At 75.6% G+C, this 19,423-nt stretch carries 14 protein-coding genes and 2 pseudogenes; 7 read left to right on the top strand and 9 right to left on the bottom strand.

Annotated elements, in window-relative coordinates; genetic code table 11:
- Window positions 1-136 precede the first annotated feature (136 nt).
- The 3 genes from ACIF8T_RS27085 to ACIF8T_RS27075 all read left to right on the top strand — a co-directional run bounded on the left by ACIF8T_RS27085 (window position 137) and on the right by ACIF8T_RS27075 (window position 5,839).
- Window positions 137-2,203 (top strand): SpoIIE family protein phosphatase, encoded by a 2,067-nt coding sequence (locus tag ACIF8T_RS27085; RefSeq protein ID WP_400038709.1) that lies wholly within the window; start codon window positions 137-139, stop codon window positions 2,201-2,203.
- Window positions 2,204-2,360: 157 nt separating this feature from the next.
- Window positions 2,361-2,936, top strand: coding sequence for a hypothetical protein (locus ACIF8T_RS27080; RefSeq protein WP_400038708.1), 576 nt, complete (start codon window positions 2,361-2,363; stop codon window positions 2,934-2,936).
- Entirely contained in the window at window positions 2,933-5,839 is a 2,907-nt protein-coding gene (locus tag ACIF8T_RS27075; RefSeq protein ID WP_400038707.1) for a M48 family metalloprotease, read from the top strand. Before ACIF8T_RS27080 ends, ACIF8T_RS27075 begins: the two co-directional genes overlap by 4 nt.
- Before the next feature lie 8 nt (window positions 5,840-5,847).
- Here the strand turns inward: ACIF8T_RS27075 and ACIF8T_RS27070 are convergent, their stop codons facing one another.
- Window positions 5,848-6,291 (bottom strand): hypothetical protein, encoded by a 444-nt coding sequence (locus ACIF8T_RS27070; protein WP_400038706.1) that lies wholly within the window; start codon window positions 6,289-6,291, stop codon window positions 5,848-5,850.
- A gap of 119 nt (window positions 6,292-6,410) precedes the next feature.
- Window positions 6,411-7,064, bottom strand: coding sequence for a maleylpyruvate isomerase N-terminal domain-containing protein (locus ACIF8T_RS27065; protein ID WP_400038705.1), 654 nt, complete (start codon window positions 7,062-7,064; stop codon window positions 6,411-6,413).
- Window positions 7,065-7,178: 114 nt separating this feature from the next.
- On the opposite strand from ACIF8T_RS27065, the gene ACIF8T_RS27060 reads away from it, so the two are divergent.
- Both ACIF8T_RS27060 and ACIF8T_RS27055 read left to right on the top strand, forming a co-directional pair.
- The gene (locus ACIF8T_RS27060) at window positions 7,179-7,682 is read left to right on the top strand and encodes a hypothetical protein (protein ID WP_400038704.1); all 504 of its coding nucleotides are present in this window, start codon (window positions 7,179-7,181) and stop codon (window positions 7,680-7,682) included.
- A 117-nt stretch (window positions 7,683-7,799) separates the two neighbouring features.
- On the top strand, window positions 7,800-7,985 hold the full coding sequence (locus ACIF8T_RS27055; protein ID WP_400038703.1) for a hypothetical protein: 186 nt from the start codon (window positions 7,800-7,802) through the stop codon (window positions 7,983-7,985).
- Between the two features lie 281 nt (window positions 7,986-8,266).
- Here the strand turns inward: ACIF8T_RS27055 and ACIF8T_RS27050 are convergent, their stop codons facing one another.
- Complete coding sequence (locus ACIF8T_RS27050; protein ID WP_400038702.1) at window positions 8,267-9,118, bottom strand: ABC transporter permease; 852 nt, start codon at window positions 9,116-9,118, stop codon at window positions 8,267-8,269.
- A complete protein-coding gene (locus tag ACIF8T_RS27045; protein WP_400038785.1) occupies window positions 9,115-10,002 on the bottom strand; it encodes an ABC transporter ATP-binding protein in 888 nt (295 codons plus the stop codon). The genes ACIF8T_RS27050 and ACIF8T_RS27045 overlap by 4 nt, the downstream gene beginning before the upstream one ends.
- Window positions 10,003-10,456: 454 nt before the next feature.
- Between ACIF8T_RS27045 and ACIF8T_RS27040 the strand changes: the two genes are divergently transcribed.
- A complete protein-coding gene (locus tag ACIF8T_RS27040) occupies window positions 10,457-11,356 on the top strand; it encodes a maleylpyruvate isomerase N-terminal domain-containing protein (protein ID WP_400038701.1) in 900 nt (299 codons plus the stop codon).
- A 134-nt stretch (window positions 11,357-11,490) separates the two neighbouring features.
- Here ACIF8T_RS27040 and ACIF8T_RS27035 read toward each other — a convergent pair.
- Window positions 11,491-12,378: pseudogene (locus ACIF8T_RS27035) on the bottom strand (pentapeptide repeat-containing protein); the annotation flags it as partial.
- A 52-nt stretch (window positions 12,379-12,430) separates the two neighbouring features.
- Window positions 12,431-14,530: a SpoIIE family protein phosphatase gene (locus ACIF8T_RS27030; protein WP_400038700.1), complete on the bottom strand. Its 2,100-nt coding sequence runs from the start codon at window positions 14,528-14,530 to the stop codon at window positions 12,431-12,433.
- Between the two features lie 11 nt (window positions 14,531-14,541).
- On the opposite strand from ACIF8T_RS27030, the pseudogene ACIF8T_RS27025 reads away from it, so the two are divergent.
- Window positions 14,542-14,964 (top strand): annotated as a pseudogene (locus ACIF8T_RS27025) (hypothetical protein); the annotation flags it as partial.
- A gap of 321 nt (window positions 14,965-15,285) precedes the next feature.
- On the opposite strand, the gene ACIF8T_RS27020 reads toward ACIF8T_RS27025, so the two are convergent.
- The 3 genes from ACIF8T_RS27020 to ACIF8T_RS27010 are packed head-to-tail and all read right to left on the bottom strand — an operon-like array spanning window position 15,286 to window position 19,423.
- Window positions 15,286-17,655 carry a beta-glucosidase gene (locus ACIF8T_RS27020; protein WP_400038699.1) on the bottom strand — a complete coding sequence of 790 codons (2,370 nt, stop codon included), beginning with the start codon at window positions 17,653-17,655 and terminating at the stop codon, window positions 15,286-15,288.
- Window positions 17,652-18,470 carry a carbohydrate ABC transporter permease gene (locus tag ACIF8T_RS27015; RefSeq protein ID WP_400038698.1) on the bottom strand — a complete coding sequence of 273 codons (819 nt, stop codon included), beginning with the start codon at window positions 18,468-18,470 and terminating at the stop codon, window positions 17,652-17,654. The genes ACIF8T_RS27020 and ACIF8T_RS27015 overlap by 4 nt, the downstream gene beginning before the upstream one ends.
- Window positions 18,467-19,423, bottom strand: a complete 957-nt coding sequence (locus ACIF8T_RS27010) for a carbohydrate ABC transporter permease (RefSeq protein WP_400038697.1) — start codon at window positions 19,421-19,423, stop codon at window positions 18,467-18,469. The genes ACIF8T_RS27015 and ACIF8T_RS27010 overlap by 4 nt, the downstream gene beginning before the upstream one ends.

The following is a 19,423-nucleotide window of genomic DNA, read 5'->3' as shown; positions in this document are numbered from 1 at the left end:
CCGGTTCGGCAGGGACCCGTCAGGACTGGGCAAGGCGCGGGACCGGAGGGAGCATGGAAGGGCCGGTGGTCACCGCCAGGTGCGGCGGCGCCGGCACGGGCCGGCGCGTCCCGCCGGCCGGTACAGGAGGGTCAGGATGACGACCGAATCCTTCCAGCCCGACGGCGACCAGTACGGCACCGGGGCTCCCCGGACCACCAGCCTGCTGGACGTGCTGAGCGTGGCCGCGCTGGTCCTCGACACCGAGGGCCGCATCGTGTTCTGGACCCCGCAGGCCGAGGAGCTCTTCGGCTTCACCGCGGACGAGGTGCTCGGCAAGTACGCGGCGCGGCTCATCATCCACCCCGAGCACCTGCAGGCGGTCGTCAAACTGTTCACGGAGGTGCTGGAGACCGGCCGGAGCTGGGCCGGTGCCTTCCCCGTCCGGCACAAGGACGGCAGCAGCCGCCTCATGGAGTTCCGCAACATGCGGCTGCTGGACGACCTCGGGGACGTCTACGCGCTGGGCATCGCGGCCGACCACAGCCTCCTGCAGCGCGTCGAGACCGACCTGGCGCTGTGCGAGCGGCTGATCAACCAGTCCCCGATCGGCCTGGCCCTCCTCGACCCCGACCTGCGGTACCTGCTGGTCAACCCGGCGCTGGAGCGGATCGACGGCATCCCCGCCGCGGACCACATCGGCCGGCACCTGCGGGACACCTTGTCCTTCCCGGACGTCGACACCATCGAGTCCGCGCTGCGCCAGGTGTTCGCCACCGGCACGCCGCTGCTCGACCAGTACCACGTGGGCCGCCCCCCGACCGACCCCGAGCACGAGCACGCCTGGTCCCTGTCGTTCTACCGCCTGGAGGACCCCGGCGGGCGGGTGCTCGGTGCGGCGCTGTCGGTCGTCGACGTCACCGAGCGGCACCGTGCCGCGGCCGAGGCGGACCGGGCCCGGCGGCGCCTGGCCCTGATCGCCGACGCCTCCACCCGCGTCGGCACCAGTCTGGAGGTGGAGCGCACCGCCCGCGAACTGGCCGACATCGCCAGCCCCGAACTGGCCGACGTGGTCGCGGTGGACGTCCTCGACTCCGCCCTGGCCTGCCGCCGCATGCGCAGACCGGACAACGGCCCCGAGCTGTTCCGCGCCCTCGCCCTGAAGGCGGCCCACCCCACCGTGGCGGTGCGCGCCGCCGACCCGCCCGGCGACCTGGCCTCCTACGACGGCGACCGCTTCGTCACCCTGTGCGTCCACACCGGCCGGCCGGTCCTGGTGCGGCACGTCGGCGAACGGGACCTCCCGCGCATCGCCCGCGACGCCGAGGGCAGCGCGCTGCTGGCCCGCGCCGGCGTGCACTCCTACCTCGCCGTGCCGCTGATCGCCCACGGCGAGGTGCTGGGCGCGCTGGACCTCAAACGCACCCGCAACCCGCAGCCGTTCGACGAGGACGACGTCGTCCTGGCCGGCGAGCTGGCCAGCCGGGCCGCGGTCGCCATCGACAACGCCCGCTGGTTCCAGAGCGTGCGCAACACCGCCCTGACCCTCCAGCGCAGCCTGCTGCCCGACCACCCGCCGCACCACACCGGTCTGGAACTCGCCTCCCGCTACCAGCCCGCCCAGGCCACCAGCGAGGTCGGCGGCGACTGGTACGACGTCATCCCGCTCGTCGACGACAAGACCGCCCTGGTCGTCGGCGACGTCATGGGCAACGGCATCGACGCCGCCGCCACCATGGGCCGGCTGCGCACCGCCACCTGCGCCTACGCCGACCTGGACCTCGACCCGGGCGCGGTCCTCCAGCACCTCGACAAGATCACCTGCGATCTGGAGCACTACATCGTCACGTGCCTGTACGCCGTGTTCGACCCCGGCACCCGGCAGTGCCGCATCGCCAACGCCGGGCACATGCCGCCCGCGCTGGTTCGCGCCGGCCGGGCCCCCTCGCTGCTGACCCTGCCCCCCGGCGCGCCGCTCGGGGTCGGCGGCATCCCGTTCGGGACCACCACGGTCGAACTCGGCCCGGGCGACCTGCTGGTCCTCTACACCGACGGCCTCGTCGAGACCCGCCAGCACCCCATCGACGACCGCCTCGACGTCCTCCTCGGCTTCCTGGACGAGCCCCAGCGGCCCCTGGAGGAGACCTGCGACCTCCTCCTGTACGGCCTGCGCCACCCCGACGACCACGACGACGTGGCGCTGCTGGTCGCGCGGGCGCTGTGAGGCGGCGGGCGTCCGCCCGGAACCCCGCTCCGAACGCCGCCCTGGGCACCGCCCTGGGCACCGCCCGGGGCCGGTCGCGCCCCGGGAGCGAAAGAGATCCGCCGTTCCGGTCGCCGACGGGCAATCACGTGGCGGGCGGCGGGGCCGGTGTGATCGCATGGACGGACAACGTCCGCTGCGCCCAAGGGAGTTCACGGTGACCGTGCCGACGGGTCCGACGAGTGTGCGTCATGTCGTACGGGAGGTGGTGGCGGAACGGGCGGCGCACGAACTGCCGCTTCTCGACGCGCTGTGGCCGATGGACGACGAGCGGGCCGTCCGGATCCTCGCCGGGCGGGGCGAGCGCAGGGAACCCCTCGGATTCGGGCTGGTGGAGGTCACCGGGCTGGTCACCGCCGTGCTGTGGCTGGTGCTGGACCAGGCGGCCCGGCGCGCGGCCGACTCTGCGGTCGACGGACTGGTGGAGCGGGGCCGGGGCGGACTGCGCCGGCTGCTGCGCCGCGGCCCCGCCGAACCGCCGCGGGTCCTGCCGGAGCTGGACCGTGCCGAGCTGGCCGCCGTGCGGACCCAGATCCTCGAGCGCGCGGCCGAGCGCGGTATCGACGCCGCGGAGGCCCGGGCTCTCGCGGACGCCGTCGTGGCGCGGCTCGCCACGGCGGATTCCGGGACCGGCGGCGCCGGTCCCTCCGGTCCGGGGGGTGACGATCCCACGGCTCCCGGGGCGGGTTCGTGACGGCGTCCCGGTCGGCGCCGGCCGGGCACGACGCCGTCCCGGGCGGCCACGGACTGGCCGACACCGGCCCGCGCTTCGTCCTGCTGATGACCGTCCTCACCGCGTCCAGCGTGAGCATGCTGAACACGGTGCTGGCTCCGGAGCCCGACGACACCCCGGGTGACGCGCTGGGCTGTCTGCTCGCGGCCGGGATGGATCCCGACGGGCGGAACCTGGACAACCTGCTGATCAACCTGCGCAGCCCGGACGCGCTGGCGGCGTGCATGTCCGGGGTGCCGGCGGTGCAGTACGGGAAGGGCATGGTGGCGACGGCCGTCCTGCTGGCGGTCGCGGCCCTCGTCTTCCGGTGGCAGCCGCGCCTGCGCGAGCGGTGGCGGCCGACCGTGCCGAGCGAGGACCTGGACGCCGACGGTTCCCTGGCCGCGGCGCTGCGGGAGCTGTGCGGGCGCGCCGGTGTCACCTCGGGGGTGCGCTTCCGCGTGGACCCGGCGCGGACGACCTCCGGGGCGGTGGTGTACGGGCGGCCCGGCGCGTACACCGTGTGCCTGCACGCGGGGCTGCTGGTGCGGCGGACCACCGATCCGGAAGGGTTCCGCGCCGTCGTCCTGCACGAGCTCGCCCACGTCCGCAACCGCGACGTGGTGTACGCCTCCGCCAGTACGGCCCTGTGGCGGGTCTTCGTGGTGCTGGCGCTGCTGCCGTACCTCTGGCACGAGGGCGGGCTGCTCCTGTCGGGCCTGACCGGCCGGACCGACTCGCCGTTCTGGCCCGGCGCGGCCTCCCGGATCACCTTCTCGGTCCTGACGGGCCTGCTGCTGGTGTGCCTGGTGCACCTGGCCCGCGCCGATCTGCTGCGCCGCCGCGAACTGCACGCCGACGCCCGGGCCGTGAGCTGCGGCGCGCTGCCCTCGGCGTGGGCGCACCGGGATCCCGACGGCGCGGTGACCACCTCGGTCCGCCGGGTGACCGCGCTGCTGCGGACGCATCCGAGCTGGGCCGAGCGGCAGCGCGCGCTGGCCGAGCCGGGACGGCTGCCCGGTGCGGGCGCGCCGGCCCTGCTGCTCGTCGGAGTGAGCGGCACGCTGCTCGTCAACACCGTCGGCGAGGTGGTGCCCCGGTTGTCGACGAGCGAGGGCGGCGCCTGGCTCGCGACGGCGTTCCTCGCACCGGTGCTGTACGTCTCGCTGGCCCGTTCGGCGGCGACCGCGCGGACCCGCGGGCAGACGCTGTCGGGGCTGCGCGCGGGCGGGTGGCTGGGCTGCGGTCTGGTCCTGGGCGAGGTGGTGCGCGGCAACCGCGGCACCGACTGGCTCGGTCCCGAACCGCAGTTCCTGCTCGGGCTCCTCCTCACCGCCGCGGTCGCGGCGGCATGGTCGGCGCAGTGCGCGTACCTGGCGCTCGGCCTGGCGGGCAGAGGGCCGCGGCACGCGGCCGGGCTGCTGAACCTGCTGGTCACCGCGGTGGTGCTGTGGGGCGGGCTGTACTGGTGGTATACGACCGGCGCCTACCAGTCGATGGGCGTGTACAGCCGGGCCGAGCAGTTCCGCGACCTGGTCCGGCAGGCGAGCCCGGGCGCATGGGGGCCCTACGCCCGCGAACTGACGGCCATCACCGAGTCCCTGCCGACCCTCACGGCGCTGGACACCGGCGTCCTGCTGCCGGGCGCCGCGCTCGCCCTGTGGCTCCTCCCCCTGGTGCTGCGGGCGTCGACGGCCGGCGCGTCCGGGCTGCGGCTCGGCAGGACGCTCGCGGCGGGCGCGGCGGGCGGACTGCTGTGCTGGGCGATGCTGCTGGCGGTGTACCGGGTCCAGCACGGGCGCCGCCCGGCCACCTGGGCGGAACGCTCCGGGCCGTACGGCTTCGTCCACGCGTGGCTGGTCATCGCCGCTGTCCTCGCCGCCTGTGTGCTCACCGCGGCGGTGGTCGCCGCGGTGTCCCGCCGGCTGTGGCTGCCGCGCGCCCTGCTGGCCGTGGCGGCCACCCAGCTCCTCGCTCACGCGGCCGTGTTCGTGCTGTTCTCGGCCGACGGCTGCCTCGGCCCGTTCCGCGTCTTCGCGGACCGGTGCCACTGGGTGCCCTCGTCCGGCCGGGTCCTCGTCACCCTGGTCGCCGGGAACACCCTGGCCCCCGCCGTGTTCCTCGGCGCGTGCGCGGCGGTGGGCGGTGCGGCCGTGGGATGGGCGGTGCGGCGGCCGGGACGCGGACGCGCCGCACGGCCCGGGGATCCGGCGCCCGCGCCGGTGCCGGCGGCCGGCTCCCGGTGGCGGAGACCGGCACCCGCGGGCGCCGTCCTCGCCCTGGCCGTTCCCACGCTGCTGCTCTTCGTGACCGCCCGTACCGGTGACGCCCCGTCGTCGCCGGCCGGGAAGGTGAGCGCGTCGGACGCCCCCGGCGATCCGGTCACCGACCTCGTCGACGCCGCGCCGAGGGCCCGGTCGGAGAAGATCCGCGTGTGGCAGGCGCTGGCGTGGCTCGGGCACGGCGGCCTCGAACACTCCCGGGCGATCGGCGAGGCGGCCGGCGACCTCGGTGACGCGCTCACCGCCGCGGGAGAGCAGCGGCCCGGCGAGGACGGCAGGGTCAGGCTGGACGAGGGCAGGTTCCGCCGCGTCTGCGGCACGCTGGCCGAGCGGGCCACCGACGCCTTGGCCTACTTCCCCGTTCCCGACCGGGACCTCCAGAAGAGGTGGTCCGCGTCCCTGTCGGCGGTCTCCCGCCACGGCCGGACGTGCCGCGAGGCGATGACGCCCGGCAGCGGCGGGTACCGGTCCGACGCGGAACGGGCGCGCGCGTTCGACACGGCCCTCCAGAAGATGCTCGACGCGGTCGGCTCGCTCATGCCGCTGCTGGAGGAGATCGGCGAGGTGGCGCTGCCCGCGAGCCGGGACCCGGACGCCGGGTGAGCCCGGCGTCACCCGGCGAATTCCTCCCGGGTCAGGTCCTCGACGAGCCGCCACCCGTCGCTCGCCGGGGCGAACAGGAACACGCGGGACGCGAGGCAGGGCACGCCCGGCCGGGGGTCGGCTCCGGTGGGTCCGACCGTGTAGGGGGTCGTCACCGCGTCGACGTCGACGCGGGCCCGTCCGTCCTCCACGGTGACGTGCGACAGGACGGCCTCGGCCCGCGCCTCGCTCCACGTCCGGCCGGCGGGCGGCCGGTCCTGCCGCCACGGCGCGCCGGGCGCGTCGGCTTCCCGCTGGACCACCCGCTGGGCCGCGCGCCGCAGCTCCTCCCGCTCCGCCGCCTCCGCCCGGTCCTGCACCACGGCCCCCGTGGCCATGGCGACGACCGCGCCCGCGACGGCGGACGCGATCAGCTTGTTCTTCCTCCGGACGGAACCCCCCGGCTTCGACACCCCGACAGCGGCACCACGGACGGTGCCGCCGCAGCGGAGTGGATCACGTGCCCGGGAGACGGCGCGAGCCGCTTGAGCCGATCCAGAGGTCGGCGGTCCTCCCGGCCCGGGGCCGGCGCTCAGCCCAGCACGAACGGAAGCCGCGCGGCCAGGCCGCCCAGCGCGGCGGTCTCGGCGGCCGTCGGGGCGCGCCGGCCGGTGCCGACGAGCAGTGCGTCCCGGTCGGGGAACGCCTCCGGGAACGGTGCCCCGGCGATCGTCTCCAGCGTCGTGCGGGCGGCCGCGAGGGTCTCGGCGGGCGGGCCCGCGGCCGAGGGCAGGTGGGCGATCAGGTCGAGGTGGTGCAGCGTCCACTCCATGACGTACGCGGACAGGTAGTCGCCGGCCGTCAGCACCTCGTCGCGGGTGGCGACGCGGACGTCCGGGTCGGCCAGGCGGGCGGCGCGCCCGGCGGCGGAGCCCACGTCGTCGAAGTGGAACTTCAGCCACCGCGGTTCGCCGTACGCGGCGGCCAGCCGGGGGATCAGGGCGTCGAGCGGGTCCTCGCCGGTCGGGGGGTCGACGAGCCTCCAGTAGGTGACGGCGTCCACCGTCGGTTCGGCCTCGGCGGGGGTGACCAGCGTGATCAGGACGTCCTGGGCGTCGATGACCAGGTGGCACACCAGGTCCCGCACCAGCCAGCCGGTGCAGCCCGAGGGCCGTTCCCAGTCCTCGTCGGTCAGGTCGTCGACCGCCGTGCGCAGCGCGGTCCAGGAGCGCGAGAAGAGATCCACCGCGGCACCGTAGGGCCGTGCGGGAGCCGCGGACAAGCCCGATGCGCGGCCGCCACGGGTCCTGGCGTACGGTCGGCCCGTGACGTGCGCGACGCGATCCCGCCCGGTGGGCCCGTGAGCGGCTGGTGGCCCTGCCTGACGGAGGCGACCCGCCGGGAGGTCGACGACCACGTGGTGCACGACCGCCTCCTGCCGGCGGTCAGGACGGTGTGGGAGGCGCTGCGCCCCCTGGGTCTCGGTCTGCGCGAGGCGGAGGAGGTGGTGCACGCCCGCTACGGGACGCTGGGCGACCGCGTGCGGCGCCGGCCGCCCGACCCGCTGGACACCGCCTCCCTCGCGGCCCGCGCCGCGGCGCTGCCCGGCCGGGTGGCCGCCGTCGAGGCGCTCTGGGACGGCGACACCGTCCACGGCTGGTTCGTGGAACTGGTCGCGGTGCTGGAGGACCCCGTCGGGGAAGGCCGCCTGGCGACCGTCCGCCGGCGCCCCGGCGGGCCCGGGCCGGGCGCCGCCGCGGCCGGGGCGGGCCGGGCCCTGGCCGCCCGCCTCGGGGTGCCGTTCCACTTCGCCTCCCCGGACGTCCCCGACGACGGGGCCCCGCGGTGGCGGCCGGTCCGCTGAGCGGTCACCGCGCGGCCGAAGCTCTGGAGTCGCTCAAAAGACGCTTGGCCCCGTGACCGGCCGGGGCATCCCTCCCGCCCCGACGACGACGGAGTGCGGGACGACGGGGAGCGGACCATGGAGATCCCGGTGATCGTGGGCATCGTGCTGGTCGCGGTGTTCGCCGCGGCGGTGCGCGGCAAGGGCAGGCCGTCGCGGGGGCGCCGGCGGGGAGGAGGTGACGGCGGCGGCCACGCGTGCGGGGGCGGCTGGTCCTGCGGGGGCGGCTCGTCCTGCGGCGGGGGCGGAGGAGGAGGCGACTGACGCGCCCGGGGACCCGTCCGCCGCGCACGGTGGCCGGCGCCTCCCGGGTGCCGCACAGGTGCACGGGCGAGGTCCGCTCCGCGGGGGCGCCCACGGGGCGCCCCCGCCTGACGTGGGGGGGGGGGGGCCGCGGGGGCGGGGGCCCCCCCCCCCCGCGCCCCCCCCCCCCCCCCCCACGCCCGGGAACGACACGTCCGACGGACCCGGCACGTCACGCCGAGCGGGGGCACGCCCGGGCCGCGGCCTTCCGGCGACAGGACCGACGGCTCCGACGGCGGCGGCTAGCCGACCCGCTGCATCGCCTTCCGGCGCCGTTCCGCCATCGCGGCCCCGGACTCGCGGCGGGCCATCCTGCGCAGGACGGACGGTGCGAGCAGCAGCCCGACGACCGCCCAGGCACCCAGCACGCCCGCTGTCTCCAGGTGCCGCCAGGAGTCGCCGACCTCGGCGGCGACCGCGTCGGCCGGCAGCAGCGCGGCCCTGAGACCGAGGCCGAGCCAGTACACCGGGAAGAGCTGTCCGACGGTCTGCAGCCACCCGGGCAGTTCCGACAGGGGGAAGTAGATCCCGGAGACGACGACGAGTCCCATGACCGGAAGCATCAGCAGCCCGACGGTGCGCGGACTGTCGACGAGCGAGCCGATGACGGCACCCGCCGGCAGGGTGGCCAGGAGCCCCAGCGGCACCACCCACACCAGCGTCAGCAGCGCTCCGCCGCCCTGCCGGGCGACGCCGTCGACCAGGAACACGCCGGCGGCGAACGGCAGCGCCATGGAGACGAGGGCCGTACCCGACACCATGACGATCTTGCCGACCAGGTGGCCGACCATGCCGTGCGGCAGGGCCTTGGCCCGCAGCAGCGTGCCGTCCTCGCGCTCGGTCGCGAGCAGTTGTGCCGTGGTCATGACCCCGGTGAACGCGAGCGTCATCCCCACCATGCTCGGCAGCATGAAGGCGCCGGCCGAGATGCCCGCGCCCTTCAGCGGTTCGTCCCCGGCGAGGAACAGCGGAACCATGAGCAGGACCGTCCAAAGCGCGTATCCGAACACGTCCTGGCCGGAGGTGAAGGTCTGCCGGAGTTCCGTCCAGCCGCGCCGCACTCCCACGCGCACCGCGTACGCCACCGGACTCATCGCGCTCCCTCCCCGAAGGCGTGCGCCGCCCGTTCGCCGGGGACACTCCCCGTCTCCAGCTCCCGCACCATCGTCAGATAGGTGTCCTCCAGGCTCGCCCGGCGCACCTCCAGTCCGCCGATGGCCTCGCCGTGCTCCTCGAACAGCCGGCGGACGAACCGGGTCGGCTCGGCCGTCCGCCGCTCGAAGGACCGCCCGTCCCGCGTCCAGCGCACCGTGGCCTCGGCCGACGCCCGCCGCGACAGTTCCTCGGCCGTGCCGTCGGCCACGATCCGGCCACCGGCGAGGACGAGGATCCGGTCGGCGAGCCGCTCCGCCTCGGCAAGGTCGTGCGTGGTCATCAGCACGGTGGTGTTCTCGTCGGCGAGTCCGCGGACCAGGCCGTGGAACTCCTGTCTGGCCTCCGGGTCCAGACCGGCCGTCGGCTCGTCCAGGAACAGCAGCTCGGGTCTGCCGACGATGCCGACGGCCACGTCGAACCGTCTGCGCTGCCCGCCGGACAGGGTGCCCACCCGTTTGTGCGCCTGCCCGGTCAGCCCCACGGCGGCGATGAGTTCGTCGACGTCCCGCGGCCGCCGCACCAGGGGGGTGGAGTAGGGCGCGTAGTAGGACCCGAGATGGGCCAGCAGTTCCCGCACCCGCCACTTGCCGTGGTCGCGCCAGGACTGCAGCACGATGCCCAGGCGCGCGCGCCACCGCTCGTCCCCGCGGGCCGGATCGGTGCCGAGGACGGTCACGTCACCGGCCGAGCGCATCCGGAAGCCCTCCAGGACCTCGATGGTGGTCGTCTTGCCCGCGCCGTTCGGCCCGAGCAGTACGACCACTTCGCCTCGCCGGGCGGTGAAGTCCACCCCCGTCAGCACCTCTTGGCTGCGGTAGCGCATCCGCAGGTCCCGCACGTCGATGACCGTGTCGCCTTCCGGCGGCGGGCTGCTCCCCGCCCCGGAGAGGACATGAGCGGTCGTCACCCGTGTTCCCCCGTCCGTCTCGTGATCCGTCGTCCGGGGCCGGGGGCCGGAACCGCGCCGACGTCCCTGGTCGTGGGACGTGTCCGTCGCGGTCACCGCCGGTGCCGCCTGGCAGCGGCCGTTCGACCCCTCCCCGAGCGAACACATTACCGAACGGTCGGGTGTTCGCCGCTGTCGTGCCGGCCCGGCGCACCTTCCCCGGCCCCGCCCGCGGCTGTCGGGCACCCGGACGCACGGACGGGCCCGGGAGGAGATCCTTCCGGGCCTTCCGGGTCCTCCGGGCTTCCGGTGCGCGGCTTCTTGGGAGGTAGCCCCGCTCCAGGGGCCGAGGAGGTGCCGCACGGCCGGGCCGCGTGTCTCCGCGCGGGACATGCCCCGGACTCCTCCGGCCCGGGCGCGCGCGCTCAACGGGGCCGGGATCCGCGCCTCGCTCGCGATGCTGGGCTCGCTGGACGCCGCGGCGTGGTCGAGGCCGACCGCGTGCACCGGACGGACCGTCCGGGACACGGTCGCCCACGAGGTGGGCCGGTTCGAGGAACTGCCCAGGCCCTGGCTCATGGTCATGCGGGTCAGGCGGGCCCGGCGTACCCGTCCCGGGAGGGGCGCGCCCGACGGCCACAACGCGAGCCAGGTCGAGGATCGCGGCGGCGTACCGGGAGAGCGGCCGGTCCGGGGGTTCGCCCGCATCGCCCCGAAGGGGGCCCGGTCGTTGGCCCGCGTGCCGGCTCCGGTGCGGCGGCGGATCCGCACGAGCATGGTCTTTCCCGAGGCCCGGGCACTGCCCGAGGACTCCCTGGAGTACATGAACAGCGTGCTGCTCGCCCGCGACACCTGGACGCACCGCATCGACATCAGCGACGCCACCGGTACCGAGCCGGTCCTGGACGCGCACGACCGCGAGATCATGCGCCGGGTCCTGCTGGACCCGGCGCTCGGCTGGACGGGCCCGCCCTGCCTCCTGGACCCCTCGGGTCCGATCGGCGGCCGGTACCGCATCGGCACCGGTCCCCGGTGGTCACGCCGTGGGCCGACGCCCTCGTGTCCGCCCGTCACCTGCCGGGGCGTCCGCCCCTGGGTGAGCCGGTGTTCGAGGGAGATCCGGACGCCGCGGCGGCCCCCACCGCGGCCCGGGTCCTCTTCTGCCCCCGTCCGGCCGGCGTGCCGGGCCGCCGGTGCACGCCGGGAGGGTGAGCCTCGCGGCGGCCGCGCACCCCCGGGGAGGGCCGCCCGGGCGGGAGGGCCGGCGAGGCACCTGCCGAAGTCCTGCTAGGCCCGCCCGCCCCGGGAGCCGCGGGTGCCGCGCGCCCGGCCGGATCCCGCGCCGCGCCGGCGGGCGCCGCCCTTCGGCGCGCGGTTCTCCTTCCCGGCCGGCCGGCCGGTGTCCGGCAGGGACCGGCCGGCGAGCCAGTGGGCGGGCCGGGCGAACCCCGGGGGCAGTTTGGTGGCGGCGTCGCCGCCGGCCGCGTTCACCTGGGCCTGGGTGAGGAAGAGGCAGCCGGTGAGGTCGGCGCCGCTCAGGTCGGCGTCCCGGAAGTCCGCCCCGATGACGTCGGCTGTCCTGAGGTCGGCCCCGCGGAGGTCAGCGGCGATGAGGTACGCGCCCCGCAGGTCGGCGCCGCGCAGATCGGCGCCGCGCAGGCGGGCGCCCATGAGGTCGGCCCCCCGGTGGTCGGCCCGGCGGCCGGGGGCCTGGGCCCGCACCAGCTCGCTGGTCCGCAGCAGCAGGGGGTTGACCGCGCCGCGCAGCGCCGCCACGTCGAGCTCGGCGAGTTCGGCGGGGCCGGCGTGCGTGAGGCGGCCGACGGTGTCCCGCGCCTCGGCCAGTTCCCCGCGCAGCGGCCGGGCCGGCGGCAGCGCGAGCGCCTCGGTGACGTACCAGAGCAGTTCGTGCAGCTGGCGCATGACGCCGAACACGTCGAACATCTGCTGTGCGGTGCCGGGCGCGGTGCGCCAGTCGCGGCCGCCGAAGGTGACCTGGGAGACCTGCTGGCCGGCGCCGAAGCAGTCGAAGACGGTGCAGCCGGGGAAGCCCGTCTCGCGCAGGCGTGCGTGGATGCCGCAGCGGAAGTCCTGCCGGAGGTTGGCGCACGGCCGCCCGGCGGCCTTGTCGACGGCGAAGTCCGCCGAGGCGGTGAAGGGGAGCGCCACACAGCACAGTCCGAAGCACCGCGCGCAGTCGGCCCGCAGACCGGCGCGGCCGTCCTCGGGAGCGGCGGCCCGATATTCCCGTGACACCGTGGGTGAACTCCTTGCAGGGGGGGAGGTTCGGCGCTTCCGCGAGTGAACGCGCATTCGAAGACCGGGGAGAGTCTAGCCACCGCCGCGGAGGCGTGTCCGGCCGCTCTCACGCGTCGAGCAGCTGCTCCGTCCAGATCGTCTTGCCGTCGTGGGTGTACCGGCTCCCCCACCGGTGGGCCAGCTGGGCGATGAGGAACAGGCCCCGGCCGCCCTCCTCGGAGAGGCGGGCGCGGCGCAGGTGGGGCTGGGACTGGCTGGGGTCGGACACCTCGCAGATGAGCCGGTCCTGCCGGGTCAGGCGCAGGCCGATGGGGCCTCCGGCGTAGCGGACGGCGTTGGTGACCAGCTCGCTGACGAGGAGTTCGGTGGTGAAGCCCAGCTCCTCCAGGCCCCAGCGGGCCAGTTGCGTGGCGGCGAGGCCGCGGGCGTGGGCGACCATGGCGGGGTCGGCGGGCAGTTGCCAGAACGCCGTGTCCTCGGGGGACACCCGGCCGACGCGGGCCAGGAGGACGGCGATGTCCTCCCCGCGGGGCTCCTGGCGCAGTCTCGCCAGGACGCGGTCGGAGATCTCGGTGAGCGGCAGCCGGTCGCCCGCGGCGGCCCGGGCGGCGGCGAGCACGTGCCGCAGGTCCGGTTCGGTGTCCGGACCGCCGCGGCCGGGCGGGCCGCTGTGCAGGGCAAGCACGTCGCCCGGCCGCAGGTGCAGTTCGACCGGGTCGAAGGGCTCCGCGCCGCTGCCGAGCGGCGGTCCCGCCCTGAGCTCCACCTCCTCGGCGGTGCCCTGCTCGGCGCGGACCAGGACGGGCGGCGGGTGCCCCGCGCTGGCGACCAGGCACCGGCAGGTGACCGGGTCGTAGGTGACGTACAGGCAGGTGGCGTCGCGCAGTGAGCCGGCGGCCGAGGCGGGCCGCGCCGGTTCGTCCTCGGTGATGCGGCTGACCAGGTCGTCGAGGTGGCCGAGCAGTTCCTCGGGCGGCGGGTCGAGGTCGGCCAGGGTCTGGACGGCGGAGCGGAGCCGGCCCATCGCGCCGGCGGCGTTCACCCCGTGACCGGCGACCTTTCCGGCCACGAAGGCCGCGCGGGCCCCGGACAGCCGGATCACGTCGTACCAGCTGCCGCCGATCCCGGCCGCGGTGCTCGCCGGGGCGTACGTTCCCGAGGTCTCCGCGGCGGCCAGGCGCACCGTCGCGGGGGGCAGCAGGCTGCGCTGGAGCGCCTCGGCGGTGCGCCGTTCGCTGGTGAAGCGGCGCGCGTTGTCCAGGCCGAGGGCCAGCCGGGAGCCGAGCAGGTCGGTGAGGGCGGCGTCGGCCTGGTCGAACGGGATCCGCTCGGCGCACCGCCACAGCACGACGGCGCCCAGCACGGTCCCTCGGGCCTGGAGCGGGAAGACCAGCAGGGACGTGGCGCCCGGGGGCAGGATCAGCCGGCGGCGCCGCGGATCGCCGGCCAGGTCCCGGCGCAGCCGGCCGAGGTCCGGTATGACTCCGGCGGTGCCCCGCCGCAGGTGCTCGGCCTCGACCTCGCCGAGGACGACTCTCTCGCCCAGGCCGTGGATGTCCGCGGGCCACGGGCCGGCCGCGGCGGCGACGGCGACGCGCCGCATCGGTGTGCCCGGGGCGTACTCGCCGAGCTCCTGCCCGTCGAGGGCGGCCTCGGTGAGGTCGACCGCTCCCAGGTCGGCGAAGACCGGCACCAGCAGGTCGACGAGTTCCCAGGCGTTGCGCGCCAGGTCCAGGGAGACGCCGATCCGCACGGCCGCGGCGTGCAGCAGGTCGAGCCGCTGCTGCACCCGCGGGTCGGTCACCACCAGGCCGCCGCCGGCCAGCGTCACCCGCATGCCGAAGGCGTCCTCCAGCTCGGATCCCGGCGCGGGGACCAGCCGGACCAGGAGGCGTGCCTCGCTGCCCTCGGCGAGCGCCGACAGGTTCACGTCCACGTGCACGCGGCCGCCGCCCGGCCTGCGCAGCTCGGCGCGCCCGCCGCTGCACCGCGTCCGGCCGGCGCCCTCCAGCAGGTCGGCCCACGCGGACGGCTCGCTGAACATGGCCGTCAGATCGCACCCGATCACCTCCTGGGCCGGGCCGCCCAGGAGTTCCAGCGCGGGCTGGGTGCAGGCGAGCACCGTCCCCGCGCCGTCCAGCACGAGTTCGGCCGGCTGGCCCCAGTCCGCCGGCCCGGCGCGGAACCGGTCATCACGGACGGTCATACGCCTCCCCTGTGCCACCACCACGATGGGCTCCACCTCTCAGGAGACGGCCCCGCCCGCACCGCCGCAACTCAGCGCCGGACGCCGCCCCCGGCGTTCGCACAGGTCAGCGGCGAGCGGGCGGGGAACCACCCGGCGTCCGAGAGCCGCGCCCGGCCCGCCGGCCGCGCCTGGAGCGCCCGGTACGCCGGCTTCGGCCGGTACTCCTCGTCGAGGAGGTCGGCCGCCCCCTCGCCCCTGCCTTCCGGGCCGTCGCCCAGGAGAGCGGTGCCCAGCCGCTGAGCAGCGCCTACGGTGAACAGCCCTGGCCGGGCGACGCGTTCGGCTCCTCCACCGGCAACCCGGCCGCCCTGCCGGTGGACACCCACGAGACCCTCGCGATGATCGCGCCGCGCGGGCTGTTCCTCATGGAGAACCCGCGCGTGGACCGGCTGGGCGCGCGCTCCGGCGGCGTCGCGGCCCTGGGCGGCGCCGAGGTCTGCGAGGCGCTCGGCGCGGGCGGCAGCATCTCCTGCTGGTCCGACGTCCAGGACGGCACCCACTGCGCCGCGCGCGCCGAGTGGCGCACGCCGCTGCGGCAGAACATCCGCGGGTTCCTGCTGCGGACCGGCGACGACCCCGGCGTCTTCCGGGTCCCCAGCCGAAAGCAGGGGGACCTGGCGCAGTGGCGGGACCGGCGGACGCCCGTCCTCACCGGCCTGCGCCGACCGGCCGCCGCGAGGCCCGGCACCCTGCCCGCCGGGCCTCGCGGTGCGTCACGGCACCGGGTGGAAGACCGCGTGGAACCGCCGGGTGTGGTCCACGTGCCGCTCGGGCCCGGTCAGGGTCACCGTCGCCGTCAGCCGGGCGTCGGTGCTGGAGGCGGCCAGCCGCAGTTCCAGGGCGCCGGGCTCGACCACGCGCCGCCCGTCGCGGCCGGTGAAGGAGGCGAGGTCGGCCGGCACGGTGACGCGCAGCCGCCGCGCCTCGCCGGGCGCCAGCGGCACCCGGGTGTAGCCGACGAGGCGCTGCACCGGCTGGACGACCGTGGCGACCGGGTCGTGCAGGTACAGCTGCACGACCTCGGTGCCGGGCCGCTCCCCCGTGTTGCGGACGGTGAAGGCGAGCGCGAACTCGCCGTCCGTACCGGCCTCCGCCTCCTCGACGGCCAGGTCGTCCCAGGCGAAGGAGGTGTACGACAGCCCGTGCCCGAAGCCGAACGCGGCGGTCGGGTCGATGCTGGAGACCTCGCTGGCCTGCGCCAGCCGCGCCCCGAGGTACGTCGACGGCTGGGACCCCGGGCCCTTCGGCACGCTGACGGGCAGCCGTCCGGAGGGGTTGGTGCGGCCGCTGAGCACCCCGGCGAGGGCGGTGGTGCCCTCGACGCCCGGGAAGAAGGACTGCACGATCGCCGCGCTCTCCTCGACGCCGCGGCCGAGGGCGTAGGGCCGGCCGGCGAGCAGCACCGTCACCACCGGGGTGCCGGCGTCCAGCAGCTCGTCCAGCAGCCGCTGCTGGGCCCCGGGCAGGGCGAGCGACTCCACGTCGCAGCCCTCGCCGCTGGTGCCGCGCCCGAAGAGCCCGGCGCGGTCGCCGAGGACGGCGAGGACCACGTCGGCGTCGCGGGCCGCGGCCACGGCCTCGGCGATGCCGGAGACGTCGCCGTCGTCGACACCGGTGCCCCGCGCCACCGTCACCTCGGCGTCGGGGAACTCCCGGGCCACGGCCTCGCGCAGGGTGGGCAGGTCGATGCCGTCGGGGACCCCGGGGTGGTGGACGCCGACGTGCAGCGGGAAGGAGTAGCAGCCCAGCACGGCGGTGGGCACGTCGGCGTTGGGGCCGACCAGCGCGATGCGGCGCGGCCGGTCCAGGGGCAGCGTGCCGTCGTTGGAGAGCAGCACGACCGCTTCCTCGGCGATCGCGCGGGCGAGCTCCCGGTTCGCGGGGCTGTCGAGGTCGACCGAGCCGCGCAGGGCCTCCGGGTCGTCGAGGTCGGCGCCGGCGAGCGCGGCCGGCACCGGGTCGAAGTCCGCGTCGAGCAGGCCGAGACGGGCCTTCTGGGTCAGGACCCGGCGCAGGGCGCGGTCGACGACGGCCTCCGGCACCCGGCCGTCGGCGACGGCCTCGGCCAGGGGCGCCCCGAAGGTCTTCACGGTGGGCAGTTCCACGTCGACGCCGGCGCGCAGCGCGGCGCCCGCGGCACCGGCCCAGTCGCCCGCGACGCCGTGCAGGGTGCGCAGGAAGGCGATGCCGAAGTAGTCGGCCACGACCGTGCCGTCGAAGCCCCAGGTGTCGCGCAGCAGCCCGGTGAGCAGTTCCTCGTCGGCGGCCGACGGGACGCCGTCGGTGTCGGTGTAGGCGTGCATGACCGAGCGGGCGCCGCCCTCGCGGACGGCCATCTCAAAGGGCGGCAGCAGGACGTCGGCCCGCTCGCGCGGCCCCATGCCCACCGGGGCGAGGTTGCGTCCGGCCCGGGAGGCCGAGTAGCCGGCGAAGTGCTTGAGGGTGGCGACGACGCCGGCGGACTCCAGCCCCCGCACGTAGGCCGCGCCGATGCTGCCGACGAGGTAGGGGTCCTCGCCGATGGTCTCCTCGACCCGGCCCCAGCGGGCGTCGCGCACCACGTCGAGGACGGGTGCCAGGCCCTGGTGCACGCCGACCGACCTCATGTCCCGGCCGATGGCGGCGGCCATGCGGCGGACGAGGTCCGGGTCGAAGGTGGCGCCCCAGGACAGCGGGACGGGATAGGCGGTCGCGCCCCAGGTCGCGAAGCCGGCCAGGCACTCCTCGTGGGCGACCGCGGGGATGCCGAACCGGTTCGCGGCGGTGATGCGCCGCTGCGTGCGCAGCAGCGACAGCGCGCCGAGCGCGGGGTCGACGGGGGCGGTGCCGAAGGGGCGGGTCAGCTGGCCCAGCCCGGCCGGCAGCAGCGCCTCCAGGTCGACGGCCTCCTCCATGTCGTGCTGGTGGGGGGCGACCTCGCCGCCCTCGTCGGAGGCCCCGACCCAGACGCCGTACAGCTGGGCGAGCTTCTCCTGGAGGGTCATGGCGTCGATCAGGGCCGTGACGCGGGTGTCGACGTCGTGGGCGGAATCGTTCCAGACGGGTGTTTCGGGGGTGGTCTCTACGGCCACGTTGGCGGTCACTTTCCTCCGGCGCCCATGAGTCCCCGGACCAGGGCCCGGCGGGCGAACAGATAGACGAGCAGGATGGGCACCATGGAGAGCACCACGGCTCCCAGCAGGCCCGGGATGTCGATGCCGTGTTCGGTTTGGAAGTTGTAGAGGCCCAGCGTGACCACCTTGGTGGAGTCGGACTGGGTCAGCACGAGCGGGAACAGGAAGCCGTTCCAGGCCTGCAGCGCGGAGAACACCACGATCGTGGAGAGCCCGCCCCGCGACAGCGGCAGCACCAGCTGGAAGAACATCCGCCGCGGGGTGGCGCCGTCCATGGCCATGGCCTCGAACAGCTCGTGGGAGATCTCGCGCATCGCGCCGCTGAGGATCAGCGCCGACATCGGCAGGCAGAAGGCGGCGGTCGGCAGGATGACACCGAGGAGGTTGTCGTACAGGCCGGCCTCGCTGATCAGGTAGAACATCGGGACGATCACGGCCTGCGCGGGGATGGCCAGGCCCAGCAGGAACAGCCGGAAGATCTGCGACGTGACGCGGCTGGTGCTGCGGACGATCGCGTAGGCGAGCGGGGGCACGAGCAGCAGGACCAGGCCGATCACGCACACGGTGACGATGAGCGTGTTGAGGAAGTACTGCCCGAACCCCGAGTCGAACGCCCCGGTGTAGTGGTCGAGGGTGAAGGTCTCCGGGAACGACAGCGGACCGTTCCCGGCGTAGTCGGAGCGGGAGCGCACCGTGGCCGCGAGCATGACGTACAGCGGCAGGCCGACCAGGAACAGCCAGAGCAGCGAGCCCGCGCCGGCCAGGTAGTTGGGGCGTCGCCTCATGACACACCCTCCGCCGAGCCGCGCATCTTGTCGTAGCCGGACACCTTCACGACGACCAGTGAGATGACCGTGGCCGCGACGACGAGCACCAGGGCGATGGCCGCCGCGGCACCGAAGTCGAAGCCCTTGAAGGCCTTTTCGTACATGTAGTAGGCGCTGATGGTGGTGTCGGTGCCGGGGCCGCCCTGGGTGAGGATGAGGACGGTCTCGAACATGGTCAGTCCGCCGACGATCATGAGGATCATCGAGGTGATGATCGAGGTGCGCAGCTGCGGCAGGGTGATGTGGAAGAACTGCCGGTAGCGCCCCGCGCCGTCGATCTCGGCCGCCTGGTACAGCACCGGGGGGATCGCCCGGGCCGCGCCCTGGTAGATGAGCGTGTGGAACGGCGTGAACTGCCAGGTGCTGACGAACGCCAGCACCCCGATGGCCGTGGCCTGCTCACCGAACAGGTTGCCGTCGCCGAACAGCCAGGCGGCCTCCGCCGGGATGCCGAAGTTGGGGTCCAGCAGCGCCCGCCACAGCACCGACACGGCGGTCGAGGACAGCAGCAGCGGGATGAAGTAGATCACCGACAGCACGGCCCGGTTGCGCTGCGGGCCGGCGGCCCAGACGCCCAGCACGATGCTCAGCGGCGTCTGGATGACCACGCCGAGCGCGGTGAGCAGCAGGGTGAGCCAGACGCTCTTGAGCATCACGGGGTCGTCGAGGACCCGCGTCCAGTTGTCCAGTCCCACGAACTGCGGGGTGCCGAGGCCGTTCCAGCTCATGAAGGACAGGACGGCCACCATGATCAGCGGGGCGATGGCGAAGGCGGCGAAGAAGAGGGTGGCGGGGAGCGCCCAGGCGAAGCCGGGGCGCCCCACACGGGCGACGGGGGACCTCTCCGCGCGCCGGGCCTTGCTGGCGGCCGGCCCGGCGACGGGAGGGGAGTGCGTCATCTGCGTGGTCAT

Origin of the sequence: Streptomyces sp. NPDC085946, assembly GCF_044540485.1 — a bacterium.
GTDB lineage: Bacteria > Actinomycetota > Actinomycetes > Streptomycetales > Streptomycetaceae > Streptomyces.
This window is presented reverse-complemented; position numbering and strand designations above follow the sequence as displayed.